The sequence below is a fragment of the Sphingobacterium sp. JUb20 genome (genome assembly GCF_004342035.1).
Lineage (GTDB): Bacteria > Bacteroidota > Bacteroidia > Sphingobacteriales > Sphingobacteriaceae > Sphingobacterium > Sphingobacterium anhuiense.
Genome location: NZ_SLYV01000002.1, coordinates 658,005 through 675,760 on the forward strand (window position 1 = coordinate 658,005; position 17,756 = coordinate 675,760).

The 17,756-nt window shown below is 36.4% G+C and carries 11 protein-coding genes and 1 tRNA gene; 8 read left to right on the forward strand and 4 right to left on the reverse strand.

What is annotated here, in order from left to right; all coding sequences use genetic code 11:
* Positions 1 to 6: 6 nt before the first annotated feature.
* The 4 genes from EDF66_RS05920 to EDF66_RS05940 form a co-directional block, all read right to left on the reverse strand.
* The gene (locus EDF66_RS05920; protein ID WP_132841238.1) at positions 7 to 861 is read right to left on the reverse strand and encodes a substrate-binding domain-containing protein; all 855 of its coding nucleotides are present in this window, start codon (positions 859 to 861) and stop codon (positions 7 to 9) included.
* A 179-nt stretch (positions 862 to 1,040) separates the two neighbouring features.
* The gene (locus tag EDF66_RS05925; protein WP_021188716.1) at positions 1,041 to 1,637 is read right to left on the reverse strand and encodes a 50S ribosomal protein L25/general stress protein Ctc; all 597 of its coding nucleotides are present in this window, start codon (positions 1,635 to 1,637) and stop codon (positions 1,041 to 1,043) included.
* 141 nt (positions 1,638 to 1,778) lie between these two features.
* A complete protein-coding gene (locus EDF66_RS05930; RefSeq protein ID WP_021188717.1) occupies positions 1,779 to 2,735 on the reverse strand; it encodes a ribose-phosphate pyrophosphokinase in 957 nt (318 codons plus the stop codon).
* Positions 2,736 to 3,386: 651 nt separating this feature from the next.
* Positions 3,387 to 3,457: transfer RNA gene (locus EDF66_RS05940), tRNA-Gln, on the reverse strand.
* 291 nt (positions 3,458 to 3,748) lie between these two features.
* Between EDF66_RS05940 and EDF66_RS05945 the strand changes: the two genes are divergently transcribed.
* The 8 genes from EDF66_RS05945 to EDF66_RS05980 all read left to right on the forward strand — a co-directional run bounded on the left by EDF66_RS05945 (position 3,749) and on the right by EDF66_RS05980 (position 17,736).
* The gene (locus EDF66_RS05945; RefSeq protein ID WP_132841240.1) at positions 3,749 to 6,757 is read left to right on the forward strand and encodes a DUF2723 domain-containing protein; all 3,009 of its coding nucleotides are present in this window, start codon (positions 3,749 to 3,751) and stop codon (positions 6,755 to 6,757) included.
* Between the two features lie 435 nt (positions 6,758 to 7,192).
* On the forward strand, positions 7,193 to 8,929 hold the full coding sequence (locus EDF66_RS05950; protein WP_132769032.1) for a GMC oxidoreductase: 1,737 nt from the start codon (positions 7,193 to 7,195) through the stop codon (positions 8,927 to 8,929).
* A gap of 5 nt (positions 8,930 to 8,934) precedes the next feature.
* Positions 8,935 to 9,567 (forward strand): gluconate 2-dehydrogenase subunit 3 family protein, encoded by a 633-nt coding sequence (locus tag EDF66_RS05955; RefSeq protein ID WP_132769030.1) that lies wholly within the window; start codon positions 8,935 to 8,937, stop codon positions 9,565 to 9,567.
* 158 nt (positions 9,568 to 9,725) lie between these two features.
* Complete coding sequence (locus EDF66_RS05960) at positions 9,726 to 11,120, forward strand: APC family permease (RefSeq protein WP_132841241.1); 1,395 nt, start codon at positions 9,726 to 9,728, stop codon at positions 11,118 to 11,120.
* Positions 11,121 to 11,205: 85 nt separating this feature from the next.
* A complete protein-coding gene (pyrR, locus tag EDF66_RS05965) occupies positions 11,206 to 11,754 on the forward strand; it encodes a bifunctional pyr operon transcriptional regulator/uracil phosphoribosyltransferase PyrR (protein ID WP_132841242.1) in 549 nt (182 codons plus the stop codon).
* A 27-nt stretch (positions 11,755 to 11,781) separates the two neighbouring features.
* A complete protein-coding gene (locus EDF66_RS05970) occupies positions 11,782 to 12,720 on the forward strand; it encodes an aspartate carbamoyltransferase catalytic subunit (protein WP_021188731.1) in 939 nt (312 codons plus the stop codon).
* Positions 12,721 to 12,957: 237 nt separating this feature from the next.
* Positions 12,958 to 15,993 carry a tetratricopeptide repeat protein gene (locus tag EDF66_RS05975; protein WP_132841244.1) on the forward strand — a complete coding sequence of 1,012 codons (3,036 nt, stop codon included), beginning with the start codon at positions 12,958 to 12,960 and terminating at the stop codon, positions 15,991 to 15,993.
* 6 nt (positions 15,994 to 15,999) lie between these two features.
* Positions 16,000 to 17,736: a TonB-dependent receptor gene (locus EDF66_RS05980; protein WP_132841245.1), complete on the forward strand. Its 1,737-nt coding sequence runs from the start codon at positions 16,000 to 16,002 to the stop codon at positions 17,734 to 17,736.
* Positions 17,737 to 17,756 lie beyond the last annotated feature (20 nt).

The following is a 17,756-nucleotide window of genomic DNA, read 5'->3' on the forward strand; positions in this document are numbered from 1 at the left end:
CCTTTATTAATGAATAACGTAATACCCCGACGATTCGATTAAAGCTTTTCCTTTCGCATTTTTTTCAAATGAAATGAACGGTTCTACTTTTTCCCATGATGATTCCGGAATAAATTGGAATAACGGACGCTGGAAGTAGTATCGATTTTGACGGATGGCCTCTTGGTCTAATGGCGATACAGCTGTATTCGTTTTATCAATGATTTTTAAAACTTTGATTCCTTGCTGAACATTGGTGTTTTGAGAGATATAACCTGCGCCAACATACCCAATACCAGATTTATCCAGTTTTACACTTTCTAAAATCTGCGAATTACCAGTCATCTCCTTCGCTGCTTGACTGAATTTGATTTTTAATTTTTTCTTGACAAAAGAATAAGTTCCAGAACTACTCTGTCTACCGTAAATGGTGATCGGTAAATTGCTGTTTGACAATTTAGACCAGAAATCCTGTTTCCCATCTAAAATTTCTGCTAGATCTTTTAGGTTGATGGAGTCAATAGGATTGTCTTTATTCACCACAAATGCCGTAGCATCTTCCGCAAACACAACCGTTCTTAAAGGAATATTTTTTTCTTTGAAGAGATCAATCTCGTCCTCTGTAAGTGGACGTGAAGAATTTGCAATATCAGCCTGCCCATTGAGGAGAGCAGTGATACCTAGACCTGAACCTCCGCCGGAGATAGCTATACTAAAATCAGCGTTTTCTTTAGAGAACTCTTCTGCAAGATTTACAGCTAAGTTCACTTCGGTGTCTGAACCTTTCATTTTGATCGCATGATCGGAATCAGCACAACTTTGAATCAAAATAAGGATGGAGAAAAGAAATATCTGAGGATATCCAAAAATGTGTTTTTTCATTACTTTTATAAAACAAGTCGAGACCTGAAGATGATCTCAAAAGTAATGATACACTGTTAATTCGTGATAAATTCAATGTTAAGATGGTGTTAAGAATTAATTCCCTAAACTTTTCTTAACAAAAAAAGGCATCGATAATTCGATGCCTTTTAATAAGCTGTTTAATAAATCCCGAAAGATTATTTTTTACCACCTTTAGTTGCTTTCGCAGCTTCTGTTTCTGCTTGACGTAAAGCACGTGACATGATAACAGATACGATCGTATCGTCAGAGTTGTTTAAAACTTTAGCGTTTTCTAAAACTACTTGAGCTACGCGGAATGATTTACCAACTTCTAAAGATTCCATAGGAACTGCAATTTCTTGAGGTAAGTTTCCAGGTAAAGCTTTAACACGTAATTTACGTAATTTTTGAACTAATTTACCTCCTAATTTAACACCTGGAGAAGTACCAGTTAATGTTACAGGGATATTTAACGTAACTTCTTTCTCATCATTCAACTCTAAAAAGTCAACGTGAGTAACTAAGTCAGTTAATGGGTGGAATTGAGCGTCTTGAACGATAGCCTTTACAGTTTTTCCATCAAGGTTTAATTCAATGAAGATAACCTCTGGAGTGTAAAGTACTGCTTTCAAATCAGCTGCGGATACAGAAAGGTGAGTTTGTGTAGAACCACCATAAAGAACTGCAGGAATATTACCTTCGTAACGCAATTCTTTCGCATCTCTTTTCCCTACGCTCTGTCTTACAGAACCGCTAATAGCAATTGATTTCATCTTTAATTTGATTAAAATTTAAGGTGCAAAGATATGTTTTTTTTGTTATAATGTTACTGTAATTGCTAATATTATAACAAAAAAAACCTTCCTCCATAAAGAGAAAGGTTTTTTATATGTTTTGAATTCTAAGTGGTTAACTTATTCAACTTCGAATAAATCAGAGATAGAACCGTGTTGGTTAACATTCTTAATTGCTTTTCCAAATAATTCTGCAGTAGATAACACTCTAATTTTAGTCGACTGTTTCATTTTTTCTGGATCCAATTGAATGGTATCGGTAACAATCATTTCAGATAATACAGAGTTTTCAATTGTTTCGTAAGCTTTACCTGATAATACAGCATGTGTACATACTGCTCTTACAGATTTAGCGCCACTTTCCATGATCAAAGCTGCTGCTTTTGATAAAGTACCTGCAGTATCACAGATATCGTCAATCAAAACAACGTCTTGACCAGTAACATCACCAATGATAGACATTGATTCAATTTCGTTGGCACGTTTACGACGTTTGTCACAGATGATTACTTCTGCATTGAAGAATTTTGCAAATGTACGTGCGCGGTAAGAACCACCCATGTCTGGAGATGCAATCGTTAAGTTAGGAAGGTTTAATGATTTGATGTAAGGAACAAAGATAATCGAACCGTCTAAGTGATCAACAGGAATATCGAAGAAACCTTGGATTTGCGCCGCATGTAGATCCATTGTCATGATGCGGTGTGCACCTGCTGCGGTAATTAAATTAGCAATCATTTTAGCACCAATGGCTACGCGTGGTTTGTCTTTACGATCCTGACGTGCAAAACCGAAATAAGGAACTACAGCAGTAATGTAATGGGCTGAAGCACGCTTTGCTGCATCAATCATCAACAATAATTCAAATAAATTGTCTGTTGGTTGATTTGTTGATTGAACAATAAATACATCGCTTCCACGAACTGATTCATTGTAAAAAGGTTGGATTTCTCCATCGCTAAAACGAGATAACGTTTTATCTCCAAGAGGTTTCCCGTAGGAGGTAGCGATTTTTTCTGCTAATTCTGTAGTGCCAGAACCGGCGAATAACTTAACCGTGTTGAATTGCAAAGGCATGGTTTTTTATTTTTGATATAGTGGATTAGAATAGAATTTTCTGTTTGTATGTTGCCAATTACTTTCTAATGACTTAAAAAAAAAGGATTGTTTTTATAACAATCCATTTTTTTCTTTTTAAAGTTGCTCGACCTGGATTCGAACCAAGACAAACAGTACCAAAAACTGTCGTACTACCCTTATACTATCGAGCAATCTATCTTATAGATTCGATTGACATGTCAACCTTTATCCTTTCGATGGTGCAAAGTTAGATAAATGTTTTTAATTTCAAAATTTCAATCGAAAAAAAAATGTAAAAATTTAAATAATGCCTCATTATGAGCAGGAAAAAGTAAAAGTCAAGCAGATTGCATAATTTTGTTATTATAATAGTTCGACTGTTACCCACGATATTTTTAGTGTTAAAAAAGTGTAGAATTTCAAAATCCTATCTCAAGCTGTATATTGTATGATAAACTCTTTTGAATAGTATCTACTAACAGGTGTCATATTTACTACTGGTGGAAATAATATTGAGAACTATCTTTTAGGGGTAGTATTCATTATGGACATACTCCCTTTAGACAGGATTGGATTAATACATCATGAAAGTATTTTTGAAAATGTATTAAAACAAAAAAGGCTTACCGAAGTAAGCCTTTTTTAATGTTGCCCGACCTGGATTCGAACCAAGACAAACAGTACCAAAAACTGTCGTACTACCCTTATACTATCGGGCAAACATTCTCAAAAGTGTAACACTATGGAAGCGTGTTGGTCACTTTTGATGATGCAAATATACGGCGCTTTTTCATTTCTGCAAATAAAAAATGAACGGTAAATGCCTTTTAATTGATTCTCAGGCTAATAATTTTTTAATTTATTCTGAAAGACCAGTTCTTTGCCTAGTATAGAGCCTATCTGGCAGTAACAAATTTGAGTTTAAGCGTATAAAAAAATATAATTTATTCGTTTCTTATTAAATATCCTTATTTTCGGAACGTATTATAATCTTTATACAGTATAATTATATGAACTATACTAAAATTAACAATGTTTTAGGGTGGGCCTGCGCAATTATTGCTACCGTCACTTATATGTTAACCGCAGAAAGGTCAACGAGTTGGTGGGACTGCGGTGAGTTTATCGCCTCAGCATATAAAATGCAGGTGGTTCACCAACCAGGTGCTCCGTTATTTTTGATGATTCAAAATATATTCTCGAACCTTGCAGGGGGAGATGTTACAAGAATTGCTTTTTGGATGAATGTGGGATCTGGAGTATGCAGTGGTATTACCATTTTGTTTTTATTCTGGACTATTACAGCATTAGCTCGAAAAGTGGTCACAAAATCTGTAGATGGAACATATTCAAGTGCAGATTTGATCAAGATCTTCGGATCAGGATTGGTAGGAGCTTTAGCATATGCATTCTCAGATACATTCTGGTTCTCAGCAGTAGAATCCGAAGTATATGCCATGTCTTCTTTATGTACAGCTGTCGTATTTTGGGGTATTCTAAAATGGGAAAACCATGCAGATGAACCTGGTGCTGACCGTTGGTTGATTTTTATCGCATACGTAATGGGACTTTCCATAGGCGTTCACTTATTAAACTTACTTGTTATCCCTGCTATTGCAGTTGTTATTTACTTTAAGAGAGCAAAGACAATTACAAGCAAAGGAGCTATTCAGTCATTCTTATTAGGAGTAGTGGTTTTAGCGGTGATCTTATGGGGTATCATTCAGTACTCGGTTAAATTCGCGGCTTATTTCGATTTATTCTTCGTCAATACATTAGGATTGGGATTTGGATCAGGATTCACATTTTTTGTTGTGTTATTGGTTGCATTATTAGCTTATGGTATTTGGTATTCGATCAAAAAAGTAAAACCGATCTTAAATATCGTAATGATCAGTGCTTCTTTTATTATTTTCGGATACAGCTCATTTGCCATGATTATGATCCGTGCAAAAGCAAATCCAACGTTAAATAATAGTGATCCAGAAAATGCCTTTACTTTCTTAAGTTATTTAGGACGTGAGCAATATGCAAGTGAGCCTTTATTTAAAGGTCCTAACTTTGATTCTAAAGTTACAGGAGTAGAACCTACCTATTCTTACAGAAAAGATAAAGATAAGTATACAAAAATCCAGACAGGATCTACTTACCAATACGATAAAGAAGTTTTATTCCCTCGTGTGTATAGTAATAGAGATGGTCATCCTGGCTATTATCAGGACTATTTAAGATTGGGTGAAGGACAGTCTCCAACATTTGGTGATAACTTAAAATTCTTCTTTAATTACCAGATCGGTCATATGTACGGTCGTTATTTCCTTTGGAATTTTGCAGGTCGTCAAAATGATCAGCAAGGACACGGTACTTTTACAGAAGGAAACTGGATCTCTGGAATTAAACCGATCGATCAAATGTTGGTCGGTGGACAGGATGCCCTTCCTGATTCTTTAAATACCGATCCATCAAATAATAAGTATTTCTTCTTACCGCTAATTATAGGATTGATAGGTGCTTTCTGGCACTTCGGTAAAAGACAAAAAGATGCTGGTGTTGTTGGATTGTTATTTTTCTTTACAGGCTTAGCTATTGTTCTTTATTTAAATCAAAGTCCTTTACAACCACGTGAACGTGATTATGCCTATGCTGGATCGTTCTATGCATTTGCCATATGGATTGGACTAGGAGTCTTTGCGATAGCAGATTTCTTAGGTAAGAAAATGAATCCTAAAACAGCGGCAGGACTTACGACAGTGGTTTGTTTACTTGCAGCACCCGTTTTATTAGCAAAAGAAAACTGGGATGATCACGATCGTTCACATAAATTAACGGCACGTGATCTAGCTAAAGATTACTTAGAATCCTGTGCTCCTAATGCTATTTTATTCACCTACGGGGATAACGACACTTATCCATTGTGGTATGCACAGGAAGTGGAAGGTATACGAACAGATGTACGTGTCGTAAACTTAAGTTTATTAAGTGCCGATTGGTATATGGCTCAAATGCAGAAAAAGGCAAATGATGCTGATGCGTTACCGATCAATATTGATAAAGAGAAATTTAAAAAAGGAGTGCGTGATGTGATGTACTTTCAAGATGTTCAAATTCCAGGACATGCTGATTTAAATTTAGTTTTACAGTTTATGCTTTCGGATGATGCTAAAAATAAGGCACAGTTGAACTCTGGTGAATTTGAGAACTTCTTACCAACTAAAAATCTTGCTTTAGCGGTAGATAGAAATGCGGTTATCCAAAATAAAACAGTACCAAAGGAATGGGAAAATACGATTCCAGATACTTTAGCATGGACTTATAATAAGAATTATGTAACCAGAGCCGAACTGTCGATCTTATCTATTTTAGCAGATAACAATTGGAAAAGACCTATTTACTTTGCAGCTACAGTTCCAAATGATAATTACTTAGGTCTAGACAAGTACCTAGTGCAGGAAGGTTTTGCATATCGTTTGATGCCTATTCAGGTTGCAAAAGAAAATGCAGGAGCGCTTGTAAATACTGAAGCCGCTTATACTGATATTACCAAGAAGTATGCTTGGGGAAATATGGCAACATCACCTTACTTGGATCCAGAATCATACCGTATGATTGGTTTAATTGTCAACTCAATAACCGGAAGTACTGCAACACAGCTCTTGGAACAAGGAAAAGAGAAAGAAGCGAAAGAAATAGCTTTGTTAGTGTACGACAAAATGCCGAAACGTGTTTTCTTGATGCGAGATGTTTTAAACTATACACCGATCATTAATGTTTTATACAGTGTCGGTGAAACTCAAAAAGCAAACGACATTGTTAAGCGTAATTTGCAGTTCTTAACTCAAAATATGTCTTATTATAATGCTATTGCGCAGACAAAACCAGAATTGGAATATTCAAATATTGAAACTGCCTTAAGAACACTGGGTGTTTATAAGAGTATTTTATCTCAGACAAAAGAGACGAAATTACTACAAGAAATACAACAGCTTGAAGAAAATTATAAAAAGCAGTTTGGAATATAATGGATTAGTAGAAAAAAAGAGGGGCTTGCAGTTTTGCAAGCCCCTCTTTTTTTCTCTATTATTTTTGTTAGCAGACAACTACTAGAACAAGTGATCGACCATGGAGGTATTTTTTTACAAGATTAAAAATATTTGAATGAACAAGCATTAATACTGACATTTTAAAAAGTCATTTTCTTAACTGCACCTTTATACTAACTTTATTTTAGTCTTGATATGGTTTATGGTCATAAAAAGGGGATGATGGGAGGGTAATTGTAAAGGCTTGTTTACAAAGCGCTAAAACGATAAAACGGTTTTGTGATTTTGAGTAATTTTACCTAATTTGTCCTTTCATCTATACAATTAATTATAACCAAACAGATTTGAAGTGCATGTTGTTTTATTTTTTTCAATCGTAAGATAAACGGCTTCTAAGAAAATTAAAAATTGATTATGGTAAATTATCAAATAAAGGAAAGTACAGAAGTCTATGATGCTATTGTCGTCGGTTCGGGAGCCGGTGGTGGTATGGCGGGTTATATACTTGCCAATGCAGGCCTTAAAGTGCTGATGTTGGAAGCCGGTCCTTTTTATGACCCAGCAAAAGATTCTCAACAGCTACGCTGGCCTTGGGAATCTCCCCGACGCGGTGCCTCGACGACCCGTCCTTTTGGCGACTTTGATGCCGCATACGGAGGATGGCAACTTGAAGGAGAGCCTTATAGTAAAGTAGCAGGTACTGAATTTGAATGGTTTCGTGCCCGTATGTTAGGCGGTCGTACCAACCACTGGGGCAGAATATCATTGCGCATGGGGCCTGATGATTTCAAACCTAAAGATGGTGTTACTGATGCATGGCCAATTACCTATGACGAAGTTAAACCTTTTTATGATCGTGTAGATCGTATGATCGGTGTATATGGTACAGTCGAAGGCATACATAACGAACCTGATGGTATCTTTATGAAACCACCAAAACCACGATTGAATGAGCTGTATATAGCCAAGGGCGCAAAGAAAGCAGGGGTACCTGTTATTCCGGGGCGTGGAGCAGTATTAACGGAAGTATCCAAAGAAATCAAAGGTAGAGGTACATGTTTTTATTGCGGGCAGTGTGGACGTGCCTGTAAAGTATATGGCGATTTTTCTTCATCTTCCTGTTTGGTGATACCAGCAATAAAGACCGGAAATCTAAAAGTAATCGATAATGCCATGGTTCGTGAAGTACTGACCAATGATGAAGGGATTGCTATCGGGGTTTCATATGTTGATACCAAAGATTTGCAGGAATATGCGGTGAAAGGAAAGACAGTCATATTAGGAGCTAGTGCATGTGAGAGTGCACGCATTATGCTTAACTCGAAATCTAAAGCACATCCAGGAGGTGTAGGGAACAGCAGTGGTGTTGTGGGAAAATATCTTCATGATTCAACGGGAGCAAGTCTCTCCGGTTTTTTACCACAATTGTTAGACCGTAAACGTTATAATGAAGATGGAGTTGGTAGCGTACATATCTACTCACCATGGTGGGAAGATAATAAGAAGCTTAATTTTCCTCGTGGCTATCATATTGAGTATGGAGGAGGTTTACACATGCCTTCTTATGGTTTTTTAAACTGGGTGCCCAATGTAAATAACAATGCAAAAGGTCCTGATGGTAAGCAAAAGCCATTAGGTGGATATGGAGAATCTTTAAAACAGGATTATAACAGTTTTTACGGTGCTAATGTAGGTATGGCAGGAAGAGGAACGGCATTAGCCAGAATAGATAATTATTGTGAAATAGACCCCAATAAAGTCGATAAATTTGGAATACCCGTCTTGCGCTTCCATTATAAATGGGCAAACGAGGAGATTGCACAGGCAAAGCATATGCAAGAAACATTTCAGTCTGTTATGCACGAAATGGGAGCTGTGATAACCTCAAAGATTCCGGGAGCAGATACATTGTATGGTTTAGAAGCACCAGGAAAAATTATCCACGAAGGTGGCACCACACGTATGGGAAATGATCCTAAAACTTCAGCTCTGAACAAATGGGGGCAAGCACATGATTGTAAAAATCTGTTTGTTGTAGATGCCGGGCCATTTGTACAACAGGGTGATAAAAATTTGACTTGGACTATCCTGGCCCTGTCAATGCGTACAGCAGAATATATTTTACAGGAAAAGAAAAATTTAAATAGCTAGAACTCATGAATAGAAGAGAATCACTAAAAGCATTAGGGCTGATCGCTGCTGGGACTGGTCTATTGGCAGGCTCCTGTAAAACCGATAATAGTAAAACTGCTGTTGCAGATGCAGCAGACAGAATCCCCGGAATTCAGGATTTTGAATACGAACGTACTAAAGCATTACAAGAAGAAAAATTCTTTAATGAACATGAGTTTGCAACAATAACTGTTTTAGCAGATATCATCATACCGAAGGATGCATCTTCTGGAAGTGCTACGGATGCCGGAGTACCAGATTTTATCGAGTTTATCGTTAAAGATTTACCGGATAATAAAATCCCGATGCGTGGCGGACTGAAATGGCTGGATGTACACAGTCAAAAAAGATATGGTCAAGCATTTGTAAACTGTAAGCAACAGGAGCAATTGGCAATTGTAGATGATATTGCATATCCCGAATTAGCAAGACCTGAAATGCAACAAGGAGTTGCTTTTTTCTCGCTGATGCGTAACCTAACGTCTTCTGGATTTTATACCAGTGAAATCGGTGTAAAGGCTATCGGTTTTAAAGGAAACACACCAGGAGTGTGGACAGGTGTGCCCGACGATGTTTTGAAAGAGCATGGTTTTGATCCATCTAAGTTTTTTGGATAGGACTAAAATTCACTTCAATAAAGCATTTAAATATACGCAAAACTGTTATGCCTTCATTTCTATTTTAGTTAGAAATGAAGGCATTTTTTATTTTTCGACAACCTGTTGTTTTTCAGGAATATTTGTAAGTTTGTTGTCAGGTAACCAACCTAAAATATATGAATCGACAACTCAAACTTTGGGATGCCATTATGATTGTAATGGGATCAATGATTGGAAGCGGTATTTTTATTGTTTCATCGGACATGATGCGGCAATTGGGTTCCGGATGGTGGGTGATTATTGTTTGGATTATTACTGCAATAATGACTGTATCGGCAGCAATCTGTTACGGTGAGTTATCGGCTTTATTTCCTAAAGCAGGAGGTCAATATACCTATTTAACAGAAGTTTTTGGAAAAATGACGGGCTTCCTATATGGTTGGAGTCTCTTTACCGTCATTCAGACAGGAACTATTGCAGCGGTTGCTGTGGCATTCGGTAAATTTACAGCCTATCTCATTCCTGAACTTAATAATGCCCCGCCCTTATATGAAAATGGATCATTTAAGATCACCTGGATTCAGATATTAGCCATGTTCATTATTTTAGCCCTCACCTTTATTAATACGAAGGGAGTGCGAAGTGGTAAAATGATTCAGTCTTTTTTTACATCATCAAAAATAATTGCATTAATTCTGTTGATCATAGGTGGTATATTTATGATTAAGGAGAATCATTTTTCAGAAAACCTGAGTTATGGTTTAAGTTCCTATCAAAATTTAAAGGGCCTCGGTTGGACAGATATCAGTGGTGGTATTCTGTTAGGAGGTATAGCTGCGGCAATGGTCGGATCGGTTTTTAGCAGTGTAGCCTGGGAAAATGTCACATTTATAGCTGGGGAAATTGAAAATCCAAAACGAAACGTCGTTCGTGCGATGGTTATTGGAACTTCTTTAGTTATGGTATTGTATCTGCTATGTAACTATGTTTATCTTGCCGCTTTAAGCAGAGATGAAATTGCATTTGCAGTCAATGATCGGGTAGCAGTAGCCACTGCACATAAAATTTTAGGTGAAACAGGTACGATCATTATGGCCATTTTAGTCATGATATCCACATTTGGTTGTGTCAACGGTATTGTGTTATCCGGCGCAAGAGTATTTCAGCGTATGGCAAAAGATGGGCTGTTCTTAAAACAAGCGATACCCAATAATAAATATCAAGTTCCCGAAAGATCTTTATGGTTGCAAGGTATATGGGCATCGTTACTTTGTTTAAGTGGTCAGTATGGCGATTTGCTCGATATGATATCCTTTGTTATTGTGCTTTTCTACATGATCACGGTGTTTGCCGTTATTTGGTTAAGATTTAAAGCACCAACATTGGATCGCCCTTATAAAACTGCGGGTTATCCCATTGTTCCGGTTATTTATCTTGTTATTGGCGCCACTTTCTGTATTTTGCTCATCCTGTATAAACCACAGTATACCTGGCCAGGATTTATTCTTATTATTTTAGGACTTCCTGTATATTGGTTGATCAATAAAAAGAAAGCATCTCCGATTGAATAAAGATTAGGGACGTTGGATATATTAAATTCATCTTTTATTCGGATTTTTTCAAAAAAAGTGGTACGTTTGCTTAAACATTCCCTTAATGAAACAGTCGATTTTATTAGATGGACCAAAATTTCAGATTACCATTCAAAGACTTTGTCGTCAATTGATTGAGAATCATGGAGATTTTTCAAATACAGTTATAATTGGTATACAGCCTCGCGGAACTTTCTTAGCCAAATGCATTGTCAAGGAATTAGAGAAGATGTTAGGTACTTCAATTTTAAGTGGTGATTTGGATATTACATTTTATCGTGATGATTTTCGTAGAAAAGGAAACGATGGTCCCATTTTAGCTAACAGCACAAACATTAATTTTATTGTAGAAGGTAAGAAAGTCATTTTAATGGATGACGTCCTTTGGACTGGTCGAACCATTCGTTCTGCAATGGATGCAATCCAAGCATTTGGTCGCGCTGAACGTATCGAACTATTGGTTCTGGTTGATCGCCGTTTTTCGAGACAGATTCCGATCCAGCCCGATTACATTGGAATCCAAGTGGATTCTATTGATTCTCAGAAAGTGATCGTGAACTGGCAAGAGTTGGATAATCAAGATAGTATTATCTTGGTAACAGAAAAGAAATAGAATAAAGAAAATCTGAATACATTAAAAATGTCATCAACAGCTGAACAATTAAGTACACGTCATTTGTTAGGAATAAAAGATTTGAATGAGTCTGATATTCAATTAATTCTAAATACAGCGAGCAACTTTAAAGAAGTTTTAAACAGGCCCATCAAAAAAGTTCCTTCACTTCGTGATATTACAATCGCAAATGTCTTCTTTGAAAATTCTACCCGTACACGTTTATCATTTGAGCTAGCTGAAAAAAGACTCTCTGCAGATATCGTTAATTTTGCAGCCTCCTCTTCTTCTGTAAGTAAAGGTGAGACATTGATCGATACCGTCAATAATATCTTAGCGATGAAGGTTGATATGATTGTTATGCGTCATCCTTATGCCGGAGCAGGTGTGTTTTTAAGTAAGCATGTTAACGCACAAATTGTTAATGCTGGCGACGGAGCACATGAACACCCGACTCAAGCTTTGTTAGATTCTTTCTCCATTCGTGAACGCTTTGGAGATGTCGCAGGACGTAAAGTTGCCATAATAGGTGATATCACCCATTCACGTGTAGCACTATCCAATATTCTATGTTTACAAAAACAGGGAGCTGAAGTGATGGTGTGCGGACCAACAACATTGATTCCTAAATACATTACTTCATTAGGAGTAAAAGTGGAGCATGACTTAATGAAAGCTTTGAACTGGTGTGACGTAGCCAATATGTTACGCATCCAGCTGGAAAGACAAGATATCGCTTACTTTCCATCCCTAAGAGAATATACCATGTTGTATGGATTGAATAAAACACTGTTGGATTCATTGGATAAAGAAATAACAATTATGCATCCAGGACCTATTAATAGAGGGGTAGAGATTACTTCGGACGTTGCAGATAGCGCGCACTCTATTATTTTAGATCAAGTAGAAAATGGCGTAGCAGTACGTATGGCTGTACTTTACCTATTGGCAGGACAGCGCGGATAGCATTAATTGTCAATATAGATCAATATGCCTGATTTTTTATTTTTAAATCAGGCATATTTTTTTTGTATTAAATACGTTATACTTTGGATAATGTTAACAATTGTGAATAACTTTTGAGGAAAACTCCTTATTTTAGGCTTAATTTAGTACTTTGAATATTACTATGAATTTTACTTCGCTTTTTTGAGCTAAGTACTTGCAATACAAAATAAAAACATATAAAATATTTCACATATTATGTATAAAAAGATTTACCAGGTAGGGTTTGCGCTAAGTTTGATGGCGACACCAGCTTTAGCACAGCAAACAGAATGGCAACAAATCAACAAAGCATACAAGTCCGGGATGGAGTTGTTTGAAAGAGGCAAATTTACATCTGCTTCAGAACAATTTAATCGTGTAGAAGCGTTACGGACAAAATCCTCGTTGCAATTGGATGAAACCGAAGAACTAACGCTATTGAAAGAAAATGTGCGCTACTATCAAGCAGTGTGTGCTTTAGAGTTGGGTGAAACAGATGCCGAAGCACAGTTTTTGAAATATATTAAAGACTATCCAAGTAGTGCTAACGCAAAAGCAGCATACTTTCAAATTGGAAAATCTTACTATGCTAAGAAAGATTATGTAAAAGCTATTGAGTGGTTTACCAAAATCGATAGTAAAAATCTTGCAGGTAATGAAAGTCTGGAATACCGTTTTAAATTAGGATATTCTTACTTTACAACAAAGAATTATACTACTGCCAAACCACTTTTTGAAACATTAAAAGATCAAAAGTCTGAGTATCAGGAAGCATCAATTTATTACTATGCTTATTTATGTTATTTAGATGCTGAGTATAAAACGGCATTAAATGAGTTTGAACGTTTGAATGGTTCAAAAACATTTGAAACAAGTTATCCTTATTACATTACAGCTTTGTATTTCTTGGATAAACGTTATGATGACGTTTTGGATTATGCATTGCCTATCATGCAACGCACGAAACAGGAGAATGAAACTGAATTATTCCGTATCCTAGCGGCGACATATTTTATTAAAGGAGATTTAAAATCATCCAAAAGTTACTACGATAAGTTCCAGGCGCAAGATCAAGGAAAAACACAGAATAATCAAGACAGCTACCAAATCGGTTATATCGCTTACAAATTAAAAGACTATGATAAAGCGATTACTGAATTGGAAAAAATGACAGAACCTGATGCATATTATCAAAGTGCGATGATTACATTGGGAGATTCATTCTTGAAAAAAGGAAATAAGCAAGCAGCACGTAACGCATTCTTCAAAGCCTCAAAATTAGATTTTGATAAAGATCTACAAGAAGAAGGATTATTTAACTATGCTAAGCTTTCTTACGAATTGGAATTCCATCAAGTAGCATTAGCTTCCACTCAGGAATATCTGAAAACTTATCCAAAATCAAAACGTCAGGAAGAAGCGAAAACTTTATTAGCTGAAGTTTTATTGAGTACAAAGAACTACCGCGAAGCTGTTGATATCTTAGAGACCATTCAGAAAAGAGGTAGAGAAGCAAATGTCGCTTATCAAAAAGTAACTTACTATAGAGGTTTAGAATATTATAACGAACGTGCATTTGAAAATGCAATTTCATTATTCATGCGTTCTGAAGCAAATCGTTATGATGAAGAAATCTATGCGTTAGCTACCTACTGGAAAGCAGAGGCAATGTATGAAGTTCGTAAATATGGAGAAGCCGTAACGAATTTTAATAAGTTTTTACGTTTACCAGCAGCTGCTAAAACTGATGTTTACAATTATGCCAATTATGCTTTAGCATATGCTGCATTTAGAAATGGAAACTACAATACATCTGCAAATTATTTTGAACGCTTTTTAGCGACAGGTGGTTCAAAAGGAATCGAGTTGAATACCCGTAACGATGCTATTGCTCGTTTAGGAGACTCCTATTTCTCAGCAAAGAACTACGGTAAAGCAATGGAACAGTATGATCGATTGATTAATGGGAAAGCAGCAAGTCAAGATTACGCATTATTCCAACGTGGTATCATTCAGGGACTACAGGGAAATAATGAAGGTAAAATTGCCACGCTGAAGTCTGTAATTGCTAAATATCCGACATCAAATTATGCCGATGACGTTTCTTTTGAGATCCCATACACTTATTTCTTAATGGGACAGTCCGACCAAGCTATTTCAGGTCTGCAAACGATGGTGGAGAAATATCCACGTAGCAGTTATGTACCTCGTGCTTTGGTAACAATCGGTTTAGTACAATATAATCAAGATAATAACGAAGCTGCTTTAAAGACTTTCCAACGCGTAGTGGATCAATATGCAACAACGGATGAAGCTAAACAAGCAATGCGTTCTATTGAAAATATCTATTTAGACAATAGTGATGCTACTGGTTATATCAAATATGCTACTGGTACCAATATTGGAAATTTAACAACATCTGAGCAGGATAGCCGTACATTTTCGACAGCAACAACGCTATTCTCAAGATCAAACTTCCAAGGTGCAGTTGAAGCCGTGAATGCTTATTTTGATAAATTCCCTAAGCCTATTCAAGAGAAATATGCACGTTTTATCCGCGCTGAAAGTAATGCTGCTTTAGGTCATACCGATGAGGCCTTACATGACTATAACATTATCTTGAATGACTGGACAAGCGCTTATACAGAACGTACTTTGGTGAGTGTATCACGCTTATATTTGAAACAGAAGAAATATAATGAAGCAACACAACTGTTGAAAAAATTAGAATTGACTTCTGAGTATAAATCTAATTACAGCTATGCGATCAACAATTTAATGGTCAGCTATTTCGAGATCGGTGACTATAAAGAAGCATTGAATTATTCCAATGCAGTAAGAAATTACGAAAAATCATCTGAGGAAGAGATCGCAAATGCATCACTTTATGCAGGTAAAGCATATTTGAAACAAAGTAAGCGTGCAGAAGCGCTGAAGGAATTTAATTTAGCGGCATTGAAGAGCCGTACAGTTATTGGTGCCGAAGCACGCTATAATGTTGCTTTGATGCAGTATGAAAATAAAGAATACGAAGCCGCTATTAAATCTGCTTTTGATGTTTCAGATTCGTTTTCATCTTATGATTACTGGGTTGCAAAAAGTTTTATACTAATGGCAGATGCTTACGTAGGAAAAGGAGATAACTTCCAGGCGAAATCTACTTTAGAAAGTGTGATTGAGAATTATGACGGTAAGGATGATATTTTGCCAACAGCAAAAGCTCGTCTAGAAAAATTGAACAAAAAGAAATAGGAAATAATGAAGAAGTTGCACAATACAACAGTGAAGAAATATACATTAGCAACCTTGTTATTGGGAGCTGGAATGCACTCCTTTGCACAAGAAACACCAAAAAAAGTTGATCCTGCTACACCAGTGACAATTGATTCTTTTGATGTCGTACGTGATTATAAACCTATTCTTGCAGATGCGGTAAAAATCCGTCGTAGTCCTGATATGACCAATAAAAGGGAGTATCAGCCTAAGTTGAGCTATAATAATATTTCAGATAAGAAACTCGATATCAATACTGGATTGCGTGAGTTAAATGTGAAAGAATTGCCTTTCTCACAACTTGCTGATCAAACAAGTAACTATGTTAAATTTGGTGTAGGAAACTACAATACCATCTTAGGAGAAGCATATTTGGCCGTCGATAAATTTGAAAATACACGATTCGGATTATTTGCCAAGCACTTAAACCAAAAAGGCAGTATTGAAGGTCAGAAGTTCGCTACACAGGATGTCGGTATTTTTGGCCGTCGTGTTTACGAACCTTTTACAGTAAATGGAACTTTAGGATATAATCGTTATTCGACAAACTTCTACGGACAGGTGTTTGATAACAGTTCTAATTTAATCAATACCACGCCAGAGGCACAAGCTTTTAATGATATCTATTTCAACGGTGAACTGACAAGTAATGCAGATGTGGATAAGGCCGGGGCGGTAAGCTATTCTGCGAAAGCAGATGCTTATCTTTTTAAAGATAAATATGATGCTAAAGAAAATTCATTCGCCATATCCGGTTATGTGAATAAAAAAGTCAATACATTTAATGTGGGGGCTAATCTAAGTGCTAGCTTTAACTCAGTTGAAGATGTTAAGGTGGCAACAAAAAATCATGTAGCATCGATCAATCCATACATTAAATTTAAAGGTGATAATTATAATGTTACTTTGGGTGCCAATCTCGTTTCTGAGTTTGGAGATACCAGCCGTTTTAATGTTTTTCCAACAGTGGAAGCTGATTTTGCAGTTGTACCGCAGTATGTATACTTATTTGCAGGTGCAAATGGAGGTGTTAAACAAGGATCATTACGTGGTTTTGCAAAAGAAAATCCTTACTTAAATAGCAATATTGATGTACGCAATACTCTTGAAAAACTAAATGTATATGCAGGATTAAAGGGTAATGCAGGAGCAAATTTTGGCTATAAAGTAAAAGCATTTTACAAGCAGATCGAAGGACTTCCTTTGTATGTGAATAGTAGAGAAGAATTAGGAGGCGGTTTTGTTCCCTACAAATTTGATGTCATTTATGATGGATATTCAAGTAAAGCAACTCATTTTGGTATAGAGGGTGAGATGAATGTCCGTGTTTCACAATTGGTTAATTTAAGCGGTAAACTTAATATCGATGATTACCAAGTGAAAGATAATGAAGAGGCATGGTCATTGCCGAAATTCCGTTTCTTAGCCAATGCAAGATTCAATATTTCGGATAAATTCTTTGTAGATGCTGAATTATCTACACAAGGGCAGACTTCCGCTTTAGCTTATACATATACAAGTGCAACAGTAAGATCTGAAAATCCAAGTAAAGTAACCATCCCTTCTTTTGCAGATTTTAATGCAGGAGCAGAGTACCGGATTAAAAAGCAATTGGGTGTTTTTGTAAAGGCTAATAATATCTTTGGAAAAGAGTACGAGCGCTATCAATACTACCCACGTTTAGGTTTTAATATAATTGGTGGTATAAACTTTTCTTTTTAATACAAGAAGATTATAACTTT